The following is a 17,292-nucleotide window of genomic DNA, read 5'->3' on the forward strand; positions in this document are numbered from 1 at the left end:
TTCGGCGTCCACGCGCACGGCGGGATAGCGGGCGGCGAGCTCTTCAGCCGCGCGCCAATGCGTCGCCGCCCGTCGATCGTCCAGGACGCCCGCGGCCGCCAGGACGAACGCCCCGGTACAGACCGAGGCCACCCGTCGGCACTGCGGGGCCAGCGCCCGCACCAGCGCCGGCACCGGATCGTCCGGGCCGACGTGCCGCGCCCCGAAGCCACCACCCACCAGCAAGGTGTCCAGACCCTGATCGAGCTCCGACACGGCCACCGAGTCCAGCGCGACGACCCCGGAGTCGCTGCGCACCAAGCCGCCTACCGGCGAGGCCACCACGACGTCGTAGCTGCCCCGGCGTAGCTGATCGGCACCTGCGAACACCTCGGCCGGACCGATCACGTCCAGCGGCTGAAAGTGATCGGCCACGAGGATGACGACCCGACGGCGTTGAGTCATGCCTCCATCCTCGATCGGTCCGGGTATGTCAGCAATGTCAAGCCATTGACGATTGCTGCCACATCTCCCTGCTCGAGCACACGCACAGCGGCCAGGTCACGGGACCAAAGGGGCGCTTGAATCCGTCGCAGTGAGGTCTTGACATGACGAAACCCGATGTCCATCATCGGCGGATACCGGTTTCCATCCCATGTGATCCCCCATCCACTGTTCCACCCACCAGCCCCCACCCGCACCGCACGATGTCGCCAAGGGAGGCCACATGCGCGCGAAGGGCCGATACCCCGTCCGGATCGCCACTGCCGCGGCAGCCACGTCGTTGGCGGCGGCGCTCGTCGGCTGCGGCGGTGACACGACCGACGACGGCCGGGTCGAGATCACCGTCTGGCACACCGAATCGACACCGACCACCGTCGAGGCGCTCAACGAGATCATCGCCGACTACGAGGCCGCCCATCCCGACGTGACCATCACGCAGGAGTCGGTCGGCTGGGGTGATCTGCAGGTGAAGTTCCAAGCCGCCCTCGCCGCCGGCGACCTGCCCGAGATCACCCAGGTCGAGCCGATGTTCGTCCGCACGCTCTATGCGCAAGATCTCCTCGTCCCGCTGGACGAGGTGGTCGACTCCCTCGGCGACGACTACCTGCCGCAGTTGCGCGAGATGTTCGAACTGCCCGACGGGCACGACTACGGGGTGGTGCACGCGTGGGGCACCGACTCCGTCGTCTACCGCGCCGACCTGTACGCGAAGGCACCCGGTGCGGGCACCCCGGAAGACCTCGAGACCTGGGACGACTCGATCGAGCAGTGGGAGGCGGTGTCCGAAGCCAACGACGGCGCCCATGGGCTCATGCTGGCCGGGGACGCCGCGCACAACGTCAACGAAGAGGTCTACCTCTGGCTCGGCTCCAACGGCGGGCGCCTGTTCGACCGGAACGGGCACGTGACCATCGACACGCCGCAGATGCGTGAGGTGCTGGAGTACTGGGTGGAACTGCGCGACAGCGGCGCGCTGTCGCCGGCGTGGTCGTCACAGACCTACGCCGACAGCCTGAGCGCACTCGCCCGCGGCGAGGCCGCGACGATCTTCTCGTTCGGCCGGGCGACCTACACCTTCGAGGACCAAGCGCCGGACCTGGTGCCCGGCAAGGACATCAAGGTGGCACCGAACCGACCGGTCGGCCCGTCCGGTGACGAGTGGATCACCCAGCTCGACGCCGAGCCGTGGGTGGTCTTCAAGGACTCCCCGGACGCCGAGGCCGCCGCGGATTTCCTCTCCTTCTTCTTCGAGCGGCAGAACTACCGCCGCTGGATCGGCAGCGTGCCCACCCAGCTGCTGCCGGTGCGCGCGTCGACGTTCGACGATCCCGAGTACCAGGCCCTGCCCGAGGTGCGGACCTGGGGCTTCTGGATCGACATGCAGCGCCAGATGCTCGAGTCCGGCCGGGCGTATCCCCTGATGGTCACCCAGCCTTCCGACCTCGAGCTCCCGTACCTGAGCGACCTCTACGGCTCGGAGATCCTCGTCGACATGGTCAGCGAGGTGGTCGAGAACGACAAGGACATCGACGAAGCGATGGCCGACGCCCAGGCCCGCGCCGACGAGCTGCTCTCCCCGCTCTACGACGACTGACCGCGACCGAGAAGCGCGAAGGGAACGACGATGTCTCTGACGCGAACGACGACCAGCGCGCCCCGCGCCGGGACCCGTGGTGTCGCCCCTGCACCCCGGCGTCGCATGCCCGGCTGGTTCTGGGGCGCCCTCCTGCTCAGTCCGGCGTTCTTCCTGGTGCTCGGCGTCATCGCCGCGCCGATCGGCTACCTGGTACGGCTCAGCTTCACCGATGCACACGCCTACCTGCCGAAGTTCAGCGCCGTCGGGTTCGACAACTACGTCGGGCTGCTCAAGGCTCCGCACTTCTGGGACAGCGTGCGCACCACCGTCTGGTACGCGGGCCTGACGGTGGGCCTGCAGTTGGTGCTGGGGGTGCTGATCGCCCTGATGCTTCATCAGCGTTTCCGGGGCCGCAGCGTGATCCGGCTGTTCGCCCTGGCGCCCTACATGGTGCCGTCGATCGTCGTGGCGCTGGTGTGGCGCTGGTTGCTCGACCCGACGACCGGAGCGTACTCGTGGTTCGTCGACAAGGTCTGGCCCGGCTCGGAGCCGCCGAACCTGCTCAGCCCGAACCTCGTCTTCTGGTCGCTGGTCGTGGTCTCGGTCTGGATGTTCACCCCGTTCATCGTCATCAGCGTGCTGGCCCGGCTGCAGACCATCGACCCGTCGACGGTCGAGGCGGCCACTGTGGACGGCGCTGGGGCGTGGCGCCGGTTCTGGCACATCGTGCTGCCCGAGCTGAAGCCGGTGCTCTACACGCTGATCCTGCTGCGCTTCATGTTCATGTTCACCAAGTTCGACATCGTGTACTTGTTCGCCGGTACCGGCACCGAAGTGCGCACCCTGCCGGTGTTGACCTTCCAGCGCATCTTCGGCGAGGCCCGGCTGGGCTCCGGCGCCGCGGTGGCGATGGTGCTGTTCGTGTTGCTGATGATCTTCACCACGGTCTATCTGCGCACGCTCTACCGCGAGCGGGAGGAGACGGCATGAGTACCGCACTGCAGCGGCTGAGCAGGGTCCGCTGGTACCTGGTCGCCGGCATCGTCGTGCTGGTCGCGATCAATGGGTTCCCGTTCTACTGGATGGCGCTGACCTCGTTGAAGCCGGGGACCGAGCTGTTCTCGTACCCGCCGACCTTCATCACGACGGCGCCGGACCTCGGCGGCTTCCAGCGGTTGTTCGAGACCACGAACTTCCTGAGCTACGCCAAGAACAGTCTCATCATCGCGACCGGCGCGACGGCGGTGTCGGTGGCGGTATCGGCCCTCGCCGCCTACGGACTGACGCGCTTCCCCTTCCCCGGCAGTCGCGCGTTCAGCACCGCCATCCTCTACGCCTACACGTTCGCGCCGATCGTCATCGTCGTGCCGCTCTACGGGATGTTCCGGGAGGCCGGGCTGATCAACAACTACCTCGGCATGATCCTCGCCTACGCCTCGTTCGGGGTGCCGTTCAGCCTGTGGTTGCTGCAGCCGTTCTTCCGGGCCATTCCCGCGGAGTTGGAGGAGGCCGCATTCGTCGACGGCGCCAACCGCGTCAAGAGCGCGTGGTACGTCGTGGTCCCGCAGGCCGTGCCCGGGCTGATCGCCGTCTCGGTGTTCACGTTCCTGCTGGCCTGGGAGGACTACCTGTTCGCCCGGGTGCTGATCACCCAGGACGAGCTGAAGACGCTGCCGATCGCCCTGCACGATCTCTACAACGCCAGCTTGCAGGACTGGCCGCTGCTGATGGCCGCCGCCGTCCTCATCAACCTCCCCGTCCTCATCGCGTTCCTGTTCGTCCAGAAGTACCTGGTCGCGGGTTGGGGCGCGGGAGCCATCAAGTAGATCACCGCAGAGAGGGAAGGCATGTACGTCGGTTACGAGGTCCGCGAAGGGACCGCCTGGATCCGGATCGAGCGGCCGGAGAAGCTCAACGCGCTCGACCTGTCCGGCTGGCACGCCATCACCGACCACCTGGCCCGGGCGGCTGATGACGCCCCGGGCCCGGTGGTGCTGACGGGCACCGGGCGAGCCTTCTGCGCCGGCGACGACATCGCCACGTTCCAGGAACACGCCACGCCCGAGCAGGGCATGGACTTCTTCATCGGCGGGCTGTATCGGACGATCGAGGCGATCGCCACCCACCCGTACCCGGTGATCGCCGCCGTCAACGGGCTGGCCTTCGGCGGCGGCTGTGAGCTGGTGCTGGTCAGCGACCTCACCATCGCCTCCTCGGACGCGACCTTCAGCCTGCCCGAGGGTCGCATCGGCGCCTGGCCGACCGTGGCCGTCGGCGTTGCGCCGCACGTCGGCGCCCGCAAGCACGCCAACGAGCTCGCCTACGAGATGGCCCGGCTCGACGCGGACGAGGCTCGCCGGTTCGGCATCGTCAATCGCGTCGTCGCCCCGGCGGACCTCGACGACGAGGTGCGCGCCACCGTCGAGCGCATCCGGGCCGCGTCGCCGCACGCCATCCGGATGACGAAGAAGTTCCTCAACGAGGAGCTCGTCACCACCGGGCTGCCGAAGGTCCGCCGCGCGCTGACGGCTCTCGTGGAGCAGACGCTGCCCACGCATGACCTCCAGGAAGGCACCACCGCCTTCCTGGAGAAGCGCACGCCGGTCTTCGACGGGAGGTGAGCACCATGGCGCAGCTTCTTCCGCTGGACGGTGTCCGCGTCCTCGACTTCGCCCACATGATGCAGGGCCCGTGGGCCGCCGAGATGCTCGGCGACCTGGGCGCCGACGTCGTCAAGGTCGAGGTGGTGGACAGCGGCGAACGCGGCCGCCAGTCCGGGACGACGTTCCTCAACGGCGTCAGTGCCCAGTTCCTGGCGATGAACCGCAACAAGCGCTCGCTGGCCGTGGACCTCAAACATCCCGCCGGCCTGCAGGTCGCCGAGGCGCTCATCCGCAGCGCCGACGTGCTCATCCAGAACTTCCGGCCAGGGGTCATGGACCGGCTCGGCCTGGGGTGGGAACGCGCACGCGAGCTCAACCCGCGCCTGGTCTACTGCACCGCAAGCGGCTACGGAGCCGATGTACCCGACCCGCGCAAACCGGGCCAGGACCTGCTGGCCCAGGCCAGGACCGGCGCGCTCTGGCTCACCGGCACCGCCGACGACCCGCCGACGCCGGCCGGCCCCTTCGTCGCCGACGTCCACGCCGCCACGATGCTGGCGCTCGGTGCGACGGCAGCCCTGGCCGAGCGCGGCCGTACCGGCCGCGGGCGCCTCGTGGAGGTCGACCTCGTCGGGGCGATGCTGCACCAGACCGTGCAGGAGGTCGTCTCGACGCTGAACTCCGGCGAACCCCCGAGCCGCCCGAGTGTGCCGGGCAGCGCGTATCTCGAAGCGCCCTACGGTGTGCATGCGGTCGCCGACGGCTACGTCGCCATCTCCTTGACGTCGATGGAAGCCCTGGCCGCCGGCCTCGACGCACCGCAGCTGCTGGACCGTTTCCCGGACAAGCAGGCCGCGACCACCGGCCGCGACGAACTGAACGCGCTGGTCGGTGAGCTGATCGCGACTCGCCGCGCTCAGGACGTGCTCGACGCGCTCGACGCGGCCGGGGTGTGGTGCGCACCGGTCAACGACCACCGCGCCATGACCACCGACCCGTACGTGCGGTGGGACCGGCGCCGTCTCGAGGTGACGCACCCCGTTGCTGGAACGGTCGAGCTGGTCGGCAACCCGATCACACTGGACGGTGAGCCACTGCCGGCCCGACGCCCGGCTCCCCTGCTCGGTGAGCACACCGCCGAACTGCTGGCCGAGTTGGGGCTGGACGCCGATGCGCTGCTGGCCGACGGCGTCGTCCAGACCTCGTCGACGGAGGTGCGGCGATGAACGCGACCTGGTTACCGCCGGTGGGTGCCCGCAGTGTCTTCCGCAAGACCGTGACGGAGTCCGATGTCGGGCTGTTCGCCGGCATCACCGGCGATTTCGCCCCACAGCACGTCGACGACGAGTACATGCGCTCGCGCCCGCAGGGTCGCCGGATCGCACACGGCGTGCTCACGCTGGGCTTGACCTCGACCGCTTCGGCCCGATTGTGCCAAGCCCACGGCGTGACGGCGGTCTCGTACGGCTACGACCGGGTCCGGTTCCTGCGGCCGGTGTACCTGGGCGACACCGTCACCGTCGACTACGTGATCGAGCGGGTCGACCCGGGCGCCCGCAAGGCGTTCGCCGCCATGACCGCCACCACGCAGGCCGGCGAGCCATGCCTCGTCGGGACCCACGTCCTCTACTGCTACCCACCGGAGGAAGACACGTGATGCTCGATGACGTCGACCGCTTCGTCCGCACCCGGGTCGCGCCGGCGGCCGGCGCCATCGACGCCGAGGCCGGCTTCTTCCCCGAGCTCCTGGCCGACGCGGCGGCGCTGGGACTGCAGGGCATCGTCCACGACGACAACGGCGGGCTGGACGTGACCCGGATGGATCTGGCCCGCGAGGTGACCGAACGCATCTCAGCGCACAGCCCGGCAGTGGCGCTGGGTATCGCCGGGGCGAGGTTGTCGGCGTATCTGCTGGCCAAGTACGCACCGTCGCACCTGCGTCAACGGTGGGTGGCATCGACGTTGGCCGCGCGGACCTACGGATCGTTCGCCATCACCGAGCCCGAGGCCGGCACCGACATCCGCGCGCTGAGCACCGTCGCCGTGCCCGATGGGGACGACTATGTCCTCACCGGCCACAAGTGCTGGGTCGGCTTCGCACCCGTCGCGCACGTCGCGATCGTGCTGGCGAAGGTCGGCAGCCCCGAGCGCGACGCGCCGATGGTGGCACTGGTCGTCGACATGGAGTCCCCCGGCGCGGCCGGCCGGCCCGGGCCGGAACTGTCCGGGTTCCGCGGCATGCCCAACGGCGAGCTGCACTTCGACGGCGTCCGGGTGCCGCGTGGCGACCGCCTCGACGTCGAGGGCTTCGCCGGGATGATGGACGGGCTCAACATGGCCCGTATCGACGCTGCGGCCTACGCCTGCGGGCTGCTGCGCGGTGCGCTCCTGGCCAGCCTCACCCGCGCCCATGCCCGGCACGCGTTCGGGCGGCCGATCGGCGACCTGCAGATCATCCAGCGCAAGATCGGCCGGATGGCCGCGGACTACCGCGCGGCTCACGAGCTCACCCGGCGCGCCGCCGAGTCGTTCGCCCACGGCGACGGCGGCGACCAGGACATCGTGTCGATGGCGAAGATGTTCGCCTCCGACGCCGCCCGCCGGCACACCGACGAGGCGATGCAGATCCACGGCGCGCTGGGAGTCGTCACCGCCGAGGACGTCAACCGCATGCACCGCGATGCCAAGGTGACCCAGATCTTCGACGGCACCAGCGAGATCCACGAGACGATGCTGGGCCGGCGTGCCCTACGGATGCTCGCCCGCGACGAGCCGTTGACCGCCTTCCTCGGCTCCGACACTGTCGAGGAGATCAGCGCATGAGCGGGGAACGATCACTGATCGGTGAGGTGGCGCTGGTCACCGGCGCCACCGGTGCCCTGGGCGCGGCCATCTGCCGCGGCCTCGCCCGCGCCGGCGCCGACGTCGCCGTGCATCACCTGGACGAGCCGGACGCCGCGGGCACGCTGGCCGGCGAGCTCTCGGCCGACTACGGCGTGCGGACGACGGCGGTGGCCGCGGACGTCACCGCGTGGGACGAGGTCGCCGCGGCGGTCGCTGCCGTCCAGCGTGACCTGGGCACGGTGACCGTGCTGGTGAACAACGCCGGGTTCATGGAGCCGGTGCGCATCGTCGACTCCGACCTGGCCGACTGGCGACGCACCCTGAGTGTGGACCTCGACGGCGTCTTCGTCGTCACCCGGCACGTCCTGCCCGGGATGCTCGCTACGCACGGGCGCATCGTCAACGTGTCGTCGCAACTGGCTTTCAAGGGCGCCGTCGACTACGTCGCCTACGCCACCGCGAAGGCCGGCGTGCTCGGCTTCACCAAGGCGCTGGCCCGCGAGGTCGGCCCCCGGGTGCGCGTGAACGCGATCGCGCCGGGCCCCATCGACACTCCGATGGTGCGGCCGTACGCCACACCGGAGTGGGTGCAGGCGCGCACCCGCGACTCGGTCACCGCCCGGCTCGGCACGCCCGAGGAGGTCGGGCCGGCCGTCGTGTTCCTGGCCGGGCCCGGCGCGGAACTGATACATGGGCAGACGCTGCACCTCAACGGCGGCGGGGTGATGGTGTGAGCCGACGGGGACGGCCCCGGTTCCTGTCCGCCGACGCTGCCGTCGGCCTCGTCCAGGACGGGCAGACGCTGGTCGTCGGCGGCTCGGGCGGCGGGCTGCTGGAACCCGATGCGCTGCTCGCCGCGCTGGGCCGGCGGTTCTGCGAGACCGGGTCGCCGCGCGATCTGCACCTGGTGCACACGACCGGCATCGGCGATCGCGAGGGCGGCGGCATGGACCACCTCGCCCGGCGCGGACTGGTGCGCTCGGTCGTCGCCGGCAACTGGGGCATGGCGCCAGCCATGAGCGCGATGGCTGTCGCCGGCGAGGTCGAGGCGTACAACTTTCCTCAGGGCGTCATGAGCCAGCTGTTTCGGGAGATCGCGGCCGGCCGTCCGGGCGTCATCACCCATGTCGGGCTCGGGACCTTCTGCGACCCGAGGCTCGAGGGCGGCCGGCTCAACGACGTCAGCCCGCAGACCAGAGTCGAGGTCGTGGAGCTGGCCGGACGCGAGTGGCTGCACTACGCGGCGTTCGACATCGACGTCTGCTTCATCCGGGGCACGACCGCCGACGAACGCGGCAACCTCTCCTTCGAGCAGGAGGGTGCGCTCCTGGAGATGCTGGCCATCGCGCAGGCCACCCGTAACCGCGGCGGGCTCGTCATCGCTCAGGCCAAGTACCTGGCCCGCGCCGGCACGCTGGACCCGCGCCTGGTCGCCGTCCCCGGCATCTGCGTGGACGTCGTCGTCCATCACCCGGAGCAGAAGCAGGTTGTGACGCACGAATACAACCCGGCGTTCTCCGGCGAGCTGCACGCCGCCACGTCGACGCTGCCGCCGTTCCCGCTCGACGCCCGCAAGGTCGTGGCGCGGCGCGCGCTGGCGGAGATCGAGCCCGGCGACGTCGTCAACCTCGGCGTCGGGATCGCCGACGGCATCGCCTCGGTGGCCGCCGAGGAAGACCGGCTGGACGAGTTCACGACGACGATCGAGCAGGGCGCGGTCGGGGGCGTCCCCGCCCGCGGGGTGATCTTCGGCGTCGCCACCAACCCCGAAGCGATTCTCGATCAGCCCGCGCAGTTCGACTTCTACGACGGCGGCGGCCTCGACATCGCGTTCCTCGGGTTCGCCCAGGTCGATGCCGAGGGCAACGTCAACGTGTCCAAGTTCGGCTCGCGAGTGGTGGGCACCGGCGGGTTCGTCAACATCAGCCAGAACGCCCGTACCGTCGTGTTCTGCGGGACGTTCACCGCGGGCGGCCTCGACGTCCGCGTCGGCGGCGGCGAGCTGCGCGTCGTCGCCGAGGGCGAGCACGCGAAGTTCGTACCGGCGGTGACCCAGGTGACGTTCAGCGCGCGCGAGTCGTTGGCCCGCGGGCAACGCGTCCGCTACGTCACCGAGCGCGCGGTGTTCGACCTCACCGCGGACGGGCTGCGGCTGCTCGAAGTGGCCCCCGGTGTCGACGTCCAGCGCGACGTCCTCGACCTGCTCCCGTTCAAGGTGCTAGTGGAGGAGGTCACGACGACACCGCCCGAGTATTTTCAGTAGGTGCACACCATGGAGCCGGAGAACAGCCACCCGCGACGACCGACGATCAAGGACGTCGCCGACCGTGCGGGCGTCACCAAGGCCACCGTCTCCAAGTACCTCAACCGCGCGCACGGGTACGCGATGGCGTCGTCGACCAAGGAACGGATCCGCGCGGCCATCCAGGAGCTGAACTTCCAGCCCAGCCCGTTGGCCCGCGGCCTGTCGCGCAGCACGACGTCGACCATCGGGCTGGTGGTGGCCGACATTCGTAGCCAGTTCTATCCCGACCTCGTCGCCAGCATCCAGAGCGCAGCCGAAGCCGCAGGTTACACCCTGGTGCTCGGCAGCTCCGGTGACGACCCCGACCGTGAGCTCGACATCATCCGGTCCATGGCGCACCGCCAGGTCGACGGTGTCGTGCTGGTCGCCGTGCGGTCCGAGAGCGACCACATCGAATACCTCCGCCGGCGCGGCATCCAGATCGTGCTGGCCAGTCGCGACCTACCTGAGCTGGTCGCCGACACCGTGGTCGTCGACAGCTTCGCCGGCGCCCGCACGGCCGTCAGGCACCTGCGTGAGCTCGGTCACCGGCGTCTGGCCCACGTCACCGGCGAGGCCAGCGTCAAGCCGTTCGCCGACCGCCGCCGCGGCTTCGAGGTGGAGACCGCCGATCTCACCGGCGACGGGCCCGGCCTGCCGGTGGAGGTCACCACGTCCACGCTCGAGGGCGGCCGGGCTGCGACGCATCGCCTGCTCGACGTCTCCGACCCGCCGACCGGGGTCTTCTTCGCCTCCGACACCATGGCGCTCGGCGGCCTCATGGCCTGCGCCGATCTCGGCCTGCGCGTCCCTGACGACGTGTCCTTCGTCGGATTCGACAACGTCGCCGTGGGCGAGCTGCCCGGCATCGGCCTCACCACCATCGACAGCGACGCCGTCAGGGTCGGCGAACAGGCCACCGAGCTGCTGCTCAAGCGCATGCTGGCGGCAACCGGCACCGAGGCCGAGCCCGTCCTCGTCACCCGGCCGGCCGAGCTGGTCGTGCGTACCTCCGCCGCACCGCCGCGCTGATTGCCGCGGCCAGTCCGGAACGGTCGGCTCAACTACCGCGGTAGAACTCCGTCAACCTGGGCGCCACGACGGCAGGGTCGGCGACGTGACCGGCAACCTCGACGGTGAACCGCCGCGCGTCGGGCAGACAGGCCGCGGCGGCGTCGGCCCCGGCACCGAAGAAGTCGATCGGCAGACCGGCGGAGTGGGGGTCCATCGTCACGCCGGTCGACAGCAGCACCGGCTGGGCGACCGTCGCCAACCGGGGCGCAGGCGGCGGACCATCGCCCAGGCAGGCCGCGTCGTAGCGCAAGGTAGGCGCGAGCTCGCGCAGCGCCGACCAGACGGGTGCGGCCTGGGCCCCGGCGATGTCGTCGTCCGACGACCCCGCCAACCGCATGAACAGCCGCAGCGCCTCGTCATGGTCGGCGCGGTCGAGGGCGGCGTCGAGATCAGCAACGTAGCGGCGCCAGGCCGCGACCATCTCGTCGTCCACGAGATACGGGACCTCGTGGACGGCGATCCGGTCCACGGGCAGTCCCGCAGCTGCCGCCTCCAACGCCAGCGCCCCACCCGATGACGCACCGAACAGATGCGCCTGCCCGCCGGCCGCGTCGATGACCGCGGCGAGGTCCTCGATCTCACGCTCCACCGCGTAGGGCTGGGTGTCACCGCTGTCGCCGCGGCCGCGGCGCCGGTAATTCACGACGCCGAACCCGGCGGCTGCAAGGTGCTCCCCCAGCGGCACGTTCTCGCTCCCGTCGTCGAGCCCACCCCCGACGAGGACGAGCGCGGGCCCGTCACCGCCGAGCCGGTCGTAACCGATGGCGGTGCCGTCGGCGGAGATCACATGCGCCATGGGGTCCTCCTGAGTCGCCCGACATGCGGTGCTCGGGCGGCACAGCTTACGCCTGTCCCCGTCCCACGAGGTGATCCAGAACGGCGTCGACGGCTGCCTCGGTGCACACGCCGAACGCATCGACCGCTGGCGCCACGATGATCGCCGTACCGTCAGCGGCCAGGCGCGCCGCGGGCATGACGCCGTTGACGACGACACCAGGCAAGCCCACCGAGGCCGCCACGACCTCGTCGATGTTCCAGCGGTCGTCGTCGCTCAGGGCGACCGGAGGCACGATCACGGGTACGAGTCCGTCCCGCGCCGCACCGGTCACCTGCTGGATCGCCGCAGCCGTGGCCGGCTCTTTGATGTGCCTGGCGGCGACGCCACGCTCGACCGCGGCAGCAACCAACCGCGCGGCGAGATCACTGTCGCCGAGGATGGTCAGGCCCGCCGCGCCGTCCAGGCCACGCGGGCGTCCGGCGACGTCGACCGTGGCCGCCCGCGTCGAGTCTTCCCAGCGCAATGCGGCATCGAGAGCTTGCGGCCGCGGATACTCCCGGCGCATACGCACGAGCTCAGCTCGCAGGTGAAGCAGCCGGAGCACGGAACGGTCGAGCTCGGCCGGATCGACGCGGCCGTCGTCGATCGCCTGCTCGACCGCTGCGACGAGAGCCGGCAGTTCATCGGCCGCGCATTTGGCGTTGGCCACGTCGGCGCCTGCGGCGAGGGCGAGCACCACCGACTCCGGCCTGGACCAGCGCGCCGCGACCGCGGCCATCCGCAGCGAGTCGGTGATGATGACACCCTCGAATCCGAGCTGTTCACGCAGCCACGTACGGTTCACCGTCGCAGAGAGGCTGGCCGGCTCGTGCACGCCGAGCGAAGGCAGCACGACGTGGGCGACCATGATCGTGTGCACGCCCGCGGCGATCGCCGCGGCGAACGGGGCCACGTGCACGTTCTGGTGGGTCTCGGCGTCGCGATCGATCACCGGCAGGCCGAGGTGACTGTCCACGGTGCTGTCGCCGTGACCGGGGAAATGCTTCGCCGACGCGATGACCCCACCGTCGCGGAATCCTCGGACCTGCGCCGCGCCCAGCTCGGCGGTCAACGTCGCGTCGACGCCGAAGGCGCGCACGCCGAGGATGGGGTCGCGGTCGGTGGTCAGCGTGTCGATCGTCGGGCTCAGCGTCCAGTCGTAGCCGACCGCGCGCGCCTCCTGCCCAGCCAGGAGCGCGACCCGGTAGGCGAGCTGGGGATCGGCCGCGATACCCACACCACGCGGATACGGCAGATCGGTCCCCGTGCGGCCGAGGCTGTAGCCGATGCCCGACTCGAGGTTGCCGGCCATGAGCGGCGCCGGCACACCGGCCTCCGCGGCGATACGCCGGATCTCGGCGTGGTAGCGGGCGACTGCGCTGGCCGGCATGCCGGCCACACTGTGCAGGGCGCCGACCCCCGCGCGGACCGCATCGGCGGTGGCGGTATCGGGCAAGCCCTCGTCGTCGACGCCTGGCATGACCAAGATGCAGGCCGCGATGCGCTTCGCGCTGTCGAGCGCGGCGAGTGAGTCGTCCGGCCGACGTGATGCGGGCTCTTGACGCGGGGAAGGTGACATGCCTACGTTCTATCAAACGTTTGCACGTCGTGACCATCGTCATGAGCACCGGTCACATGGTCGACGACGCCGAGGAGGCACCACGGACGAGGCCTGATGCAGCAGGTGCACACCGGACTGGCCTAGGGAGCGAGCGATCCAGGAATGACGCCGACCGTCACACTTGTGGGTGCATCCGGCTACGGTCGCCACCATCTGGCCGATCTTCTCTCCTGGCACCGCGCGGGGTTGATCACTCTCGGCTCGGTCGTCGATGTCCACCCGGCCGCCGAACTGCCCGACCTGTTCGCCGCAGCAGCAGCGTCGCCTCTGGTCACCACCGATCTCGGCGAGGCCATCGAGCACGCGCGTGCGGACACCGTCGTCATCGCCTCGCCCCCGCATACGCACGCCGTGCTGGCGCGGCGAGCGCTCTCGGCCGGCGCGGCGGTGTATCTGGAGAAGCCGCCGGTTCCACTGCCGGCACAGTTGCGCGAGCTGATCGCTCTGGCCGGCGCGACGCGGTTCGAGGTCGGGTTTCAGCAGACCCCCGGCGTCGTGGCGGCGGTCACGGCGGCACGCGCCGAACACGACCTCGGCCCGATCGTGCGGGTCACCGGTTTCGGCGCGGTCCAGCGCCCGGATCGCTACTACGCGCGGGCGACGTGGGCCGGACGGCGTGAGCTCGACGGCGTCCCGGTGTTCGACGGGTCGCTGTTCAACCCCTTCGCCCACGTCGTGCACGCAGCGCTGGCCGTCGCCCGCGCCGTCGAACCTCAGTGGACGATGGCCGGACTCGAGGCCGAACTGGGCTCGGTACGGCCGATCCAGGCCGACGATGTCGCCGCCCTACGAGTCACGTCCGAGGCAGGGCCGCTCGTCACCGCTGTCGCTACGACGGCCGCCGACCGCGTCGTGCACCCGAGCCTGCTCGTCGAGGGCCAGCGCGGGTCTCTGCGCCTGCGGCTGCGTGATCTGTCCGGCGTCGCCCGCTCGACGCCGCTCCCCCCGCGTGAGCACCCGTCCGTCTTGCGGCGAGCGGTCCTTGATCCGCGCGGCCCGGCCGATCCACTACTCACCGCCGCGGCAGCCGAACCTTTCGTCCGGTTGGTCGGGGCGACGGTCGACGCCGTGGACGCACCGACCCAGCTCGGCCACCTCGGCCGTACGTGCGAGCGCGACGGCGACCGGTGGGCCGAGCTTCCGGGCATCACTGACGCCGTCGAGGCCGCCGTGGCTTCGGGGACCTTGCTCAGCGAACAGCAGGTGCCGATCGGCCCCGCGGCACGGCGCACCGGCCTGAACGGGTGGAACGGCTTGCTGCGCCCCCCGTACGATGCCGACCGGATCGTGCATCAGGAGGTGAGTACGTGAGCCAACGCACCTCCCCCACGAAACTCAAAGATGTCGCCGAAGCAGCCGGCGTCTCCATCTCGACGGTCTCTCGCGTGTTCTCCAATCCCGAGCGGCTCTCCCCCGCCACGGTGCAACACGTCCGCGAGGTCGCCGCGCGGATGCGCTTCTCGCCGAACGTGCTGGCCCGAGCGCTCAAACGCGGTGTGGCCGCCAACGTGGGCCTGATCGTCCCCGACATCACCAATCCCTACATGACGGCGCTGCTCAAGGCCGCACAAGGCCGCTCGCGCACGTCCGGGGTGGGCGTCCTCGTCGCCGACACCGACGACAACACCGAGATCGAACGACAGGTCGCCGAGCAGTTGGCTCGCCAGTCGCGCGGGCTCATCCTCAGCGCACCCCGGATGAGCGCGTCGCACCTGCGCGAGATCGCCGCCACGATCCCCGTCGTGCTCGTCAACCGCGTCGTCGACGGCGTGCCGTCGGTCGTCACCGACTCCGAGTGGGCGCTCGGTGAGCTCGTCTCGCACCTGCGGGAGCTGGGTCACCGCCGCATCGCCTACCTGCCGGGGCCGTCCGGGTCGTGGGCCAATCGGCAGCGGCGCAAGGCCGTCACCGCCCGCACGCACGAGGCCGGCCTCGAACTCGTCGTCCTGGACGGCACCGCGGCGACCTACCACGACGGCATCGCGGCCGTCGACCGCGTCGTCGCCAGCGGTGTGACCGGTGTGATCGGCTTCGACGACGTCGTCGCTTCCGGCCTCATCGAGGGCCTGCGCCGCCACGGACGAACCGTCCCGGACGACGTGTCGGTGGTGGGCCACGACGACATCTTGGCCGAGCTCGTCCAGCCCGGGTTGACCACGGTCGCCGGGCACAGCGACCGCGTGGGCCGGCTCGCCGTCCAACGACTCCTCGACCCGGAGGGCGAACAGGACCGCGAGACCTCGATCGTCGTCCGCGCGACGGCGGTCTACCGCAGCTCGACCGGCCCTGCAGCAGCAAACGTTTGAATCGGCCGATCACGGGAAGAGGAAGCCGCCATGACCAATCGGACGATCAACCGGGCGCTGCTGATCGGGCTCAGTTTCGCCACCGCTGCGCACATCGGGTTCGTCGGCTTCCAGCCTGCCGCTGCCGACACACTCTCCGCCTACGACGCCGTCGTCCTCGGCGACGACCCCGACGTCTACTGGCCGATGTCCGGCACCGAGACCGGCACCGAAGTCGATCTCGGCCAGGCGGGGGTCGACGCTACCTACACCGGCGCACCGGCCGAGACCACCCTGCCGAACGGCGATCCGGCGGCCGATTTCGACGGGGCCACGCAGTACTTCGAGGCACCGGATGCACCGCAACTCAGTCCCGCCACGTCCGGCGCCATCACCGTGGAGGCGTGGATGCGTCCGGACGTGCTGCAATTTCCCAACGACGAGAGCTCCGGCTACGTCCACTGGATGGGCAAGGGCGAGGCCGGCCAGCACGAGTACGTGTCGCGTATGTACTCGCTGGACAACACCGAAGATCGACCGAACCGGATCTCAGGCTACTCGTTCAACCTCTCCGGCGGGCTCGGCGCCGGGTCGTACTTCCAAGACCCGGTCCAGGCCGGCAATTGGATCCACTACGTCCTGGTCATCAACGCCGACGCCACGAGCGAGGACTACCCGAACGGCTACACGCGCGTCTACCGTGACGGCGTCCTGCGCGACCAGGACGACCTCAGTATCCGAGGTGAGGTCATCGTGCCTGAACGCAGCTCGGCACCGTTCCGCGCCGGCACCCGCGACTTCGCCTCGTGGTTCGACGGCGCCATCGGCAAGATCGCGATCTGGGACGCCGAGCTCTCCGCCGAGCAGATCGCCGTGCACCACGCTGCCATGATCAGCTGACCTACCGTGTGCTGAGCGTGATCAACTCTGGGCCGGTCGATGTGCCGCAACAGCCGCCGCTGGCGCCGTCGCCGTCGTAACCACCAGCGCCACCGCACACGCCCGACTCGGGCAGCACCAGCTCGACTCGCTCGGCCGCGGCACGATCGCCGCCGAAGGCCGCGGCGATGCTGCGGAGCTGCTCGTAACCGGTCATGGCGAGGAACGTCGGGGCGCGGCCGTAGCTCTTCATCCCGGCCAGGTAGACGTCCGACTCCGGGTGCGAGAGCTCCCGGACCCCGTGCGGGGAGACGCTGCCGCACGAATGGACGTTCGGGTCGATCATGGGCGCGAGCTTCACCGGGGCTTGCAGCGTGGCGTCCAGTTCCAGCCGCAGTTCGGACAGCCAGCTGAGGTCCGGGCGCATCCCGGTCAAAGCGATGATCTCGTCGACGTCCTCGATTCGAGCACCCGCGTCGGAGACCAGCGCCACCCGGCCGTCGGGCTGAGTCTCGACGGCCTCGGTGCGAAACCCGGTGACGACGCGCACCTGCCCCGCCTCCACGGCAGCGCGCGCACGCTCGCCGAGCCTGCCTCGGGCGGGGAGCTCGTCGGCGACACCGCCACCGAAGGTGTCCCCCAGGGCGCCGCGGCGCAGCACCCAGGTGACGGCGGTGCGCTCGGCCTCGGCGGCCAGGCCGGTCAGCGACACCAGCGCGGTGAGCGCGGAGTGTCCACTCCCGGCGACCACGATGTGTCGCCCGGCCAGCCGTTCGCGTTCGGCGGGGACGGACAGATCCCGACCGCGGTAACCCAGTCGGCCGGC

16 protein-coding genes and 1 pseudogene are annotated in these 17,292 nt (G+C 70.4%); 13 read left to right on the top strand and 4 right to left on the bottom strand.

Features of this window, described 5'->3' with window-relative positions; all coding sequences use genetic code 11:
- Positions 1–444: DJ-1/PfpI family protein (locus tag M6444_RS05325; RefSeq protein ID WP_298323857.1), on the bottom strand; the 444-nt coding region annotated here is incomplete at its 3' end.
- A gap of 262 nt (positions 445–706) precedes the next feature.
- On the opposite strand from M6444_RS05325, the gene M6444_RS05330 reads away from it, so the two are divergent.
- From M6444_RS05330 to M6444_RS05375, 10 genes are read left to right on the top strand one after another with little or no spacing between them, the layout of a single operon-like run.
- Positions 707–2,077, top strand: coding sequence for a sugar ABC transporter substrate-binding protein (locus tag M6444_RS05330; protein ID WP_298323859.1), 1,371 nt, complete (start codon positions 707–709; stop codon positions 2,075–2,077).
- Between the two features lie 30 nt (positions 2,078–2,107).
- On the top strand, positions 2,108–3,049 hold the full coding sequence (locus tag M6444_RS05335; RefSeq protein WP_298323860.1) for a sugar ABC transporter permease: 942 nt from the start codon (positions 2,108–2,110) through the stop codon (positions 3,047–3,049).
- On the top strand, positions 3,046–3,885 hold the full coding sequence (locus M6444_RS05340; protein ID WP_298323862.1) for a carbohydrate ABC transporter permease: 840 nt from the start codon (positions 3,046–3,048) through the stop codon (positions 3,883–3,885). The genes M6444_RS05335 and M6444_RS05340 overlap by 4 nt, the downstream gene beginning before the upstream one ends.
- Before the next feature lie 21 nt (positions 3,886–3,906).
- The gene (locus tag M6444_RS05345; protein WP_298323864.1) at positions 3,907–4,680 is read left to right on the top strand and encodes an enoyl-CoA hydratase/isomerase family protein; all 774 of its coding nucleotides are present in this window, start codon (positions 3,907–3,909) and stop codon (positions 4,678–4,680) included.
- 5 nt (positions 4,681–4,685) lie between these two features.
- Positions 4,686–5,888, top strand: coding sequence for a CoA transferase (locus M6444_RS05350; RefSeq protein WP_298323866.1), 1,203 nt, complete (start codon positions 4,686–4,688; stop codon positions 5,886–5,888).
- Complete coding sequence (locus M6444_RS05355; RefSeq protein WP_298323868.1) at positions 5,885–6,319, top strand: MaoC/PaaZ C-terminal domain-containing protein; 435 nt, start codon at positions 5,885–5,887, stop codon at positions 6,317–6,319. Before M6444_RS05350 ends, M6444_RS05355 begins: the two co-directional genes overlap by 4 nt.
- Positions 6,319–7,485 carry an acyl-CoA dehydrogenase gene (locus tag M6444_RS05360; RefSeq protein WP_298323877.1) on the top strand — a complete coding sequence of 389 codons (1,167 nt, stop codon included), beginning with the start codon at positions 6,319–6,321 and terminating at the stop codon, positions 7,483–7,485. Before M6444_RS05355 ends, M6444_RS05360 begins: the two co-directional genes overlap by 1 nt.
- Positions 7,482–8,240 (top strand): SDR family oxidoreductase, encoded by a 759-nt coding sequence (locus M6444_RS05365; protein WP_298323869.1) that lies wholly within the window; start codon positions 7,482–7,484, stop codon positions 8,238–8,240. Before M6444_RS05360 ends, M6444_RS05365 begins: the two co-directional genes overlap by 4 nt.
- Entirely contained in the window at positions 8,237–9,769 is a 1,533-nt protein-coding gene (locus tag M6444_RS05370; RefSeq protein WP_298323870.1) for a CoA-transferase, read from the top strand. Before M6444_RS05365 ends, M6444_RS05370 begins: the two co-directional genes overlap by 4 nt.
- 9 nt (positions 9,770–9,778) lie before the next feature.
- Positions 9,779–10,822, top strand: coding sequence for a LacI family DNA-binding transcriptional regulator (locus M6444_RS05375; protein ID WP_298323878.1), 1,044 nt, complete (start codon positions 9,779–9,781; stop codon positions 10,820–10,822).
- 28 nt (positions 10,823–10,850) lie between these two features.
- Here M6444_RS05375 and M6444_RS05380 read toward each other — a convergent pair whose 3' ends face one another.
- Positions 10,851–11,660, bottom strand: a complete 810-nt coding sequence (locus tag M6444_RS05380; RefSeq protein WP_298323871.1) for an alpha/beta hydrolase — start codon at positions 11,658–11,660, stop codon at positions 10,851–10,853.
- A gap of 46 nt (positions 11,661–11,706) precedes the next feature.
- Positions 11,707–13,260 (bottom strand): glycoside hydrolase family 3 N-terminal domain-containing protein, encoded by a 1,554-nt coding sequence (locus tag M6444_RS05385; RefSeq protein ID WP_298323872.1) that lies wholly within the window; start codon positions 13,258–13,260, stop codon positions 11,707–11,709.
- A 165-nt stretch (positions 13,261–13,425) separates the two neighbouring features.
- Between M6444_RS05385 and M6444_RS05390 the strand changes: the two genes are divergently transcribed.
- From M6444_RS05390 to M6444_RS05400, 3 genes are read left to right on the top strand one after another with little or no spacing between them, the layout of a single operon-like run.
- Entirely contained in the window at positions 13,426–14,613 is a 1,188-nt protein-coding gene (locus M6444_RS05390; protein WP_298323873.1) for a Gfo/Idh/MocA family oxidoreductase, read from the top strand.
- Entirely contained in the window at positions 14,610–15,608 is a 999-nt protein-coding gene (locus M6444_RS05395) for a LacI family DNA-binding transcriptional regulator (RefSeq protein ID WP_298323874.1), read from the top strand. The genes M6444_RS05390 and M6444_RS05395 overlap by 4 nt, the downstream gene beginning before the upstream one ends.
- A gap of 30 nt (positions 15,609–15,638) precedes the next feature.
- Positions 15,639–16,487, top strand: a complete 849-nt coding sequence (locus M6444_RS05400) for a LamG-like jellyroll fold domain-containing protein (protein WP_298323875.1) — start codon at positions 15,639–15,641, stop codon at positions 16,485–16,487.
- 1 nt (position 16,488) lies between these two features.
- On the opposite strand, the pseudogene M6444_RS05405 reads toward M6444_RS05400, so the two are convergent.
- Positions 16,489–17,292: pseudogene (locus M6444_RS05405) on the bottom strand (flavoprotein); the annotation flags it as partial.

The organism is Haloactinopolyspora sp. (genome assembly GCF_027324685.1).
GTDB lineage: Bacteria > Actinomycetota > Actinomycetes > Jiangellales > Jiangellaceae > Haloactinopolyspora.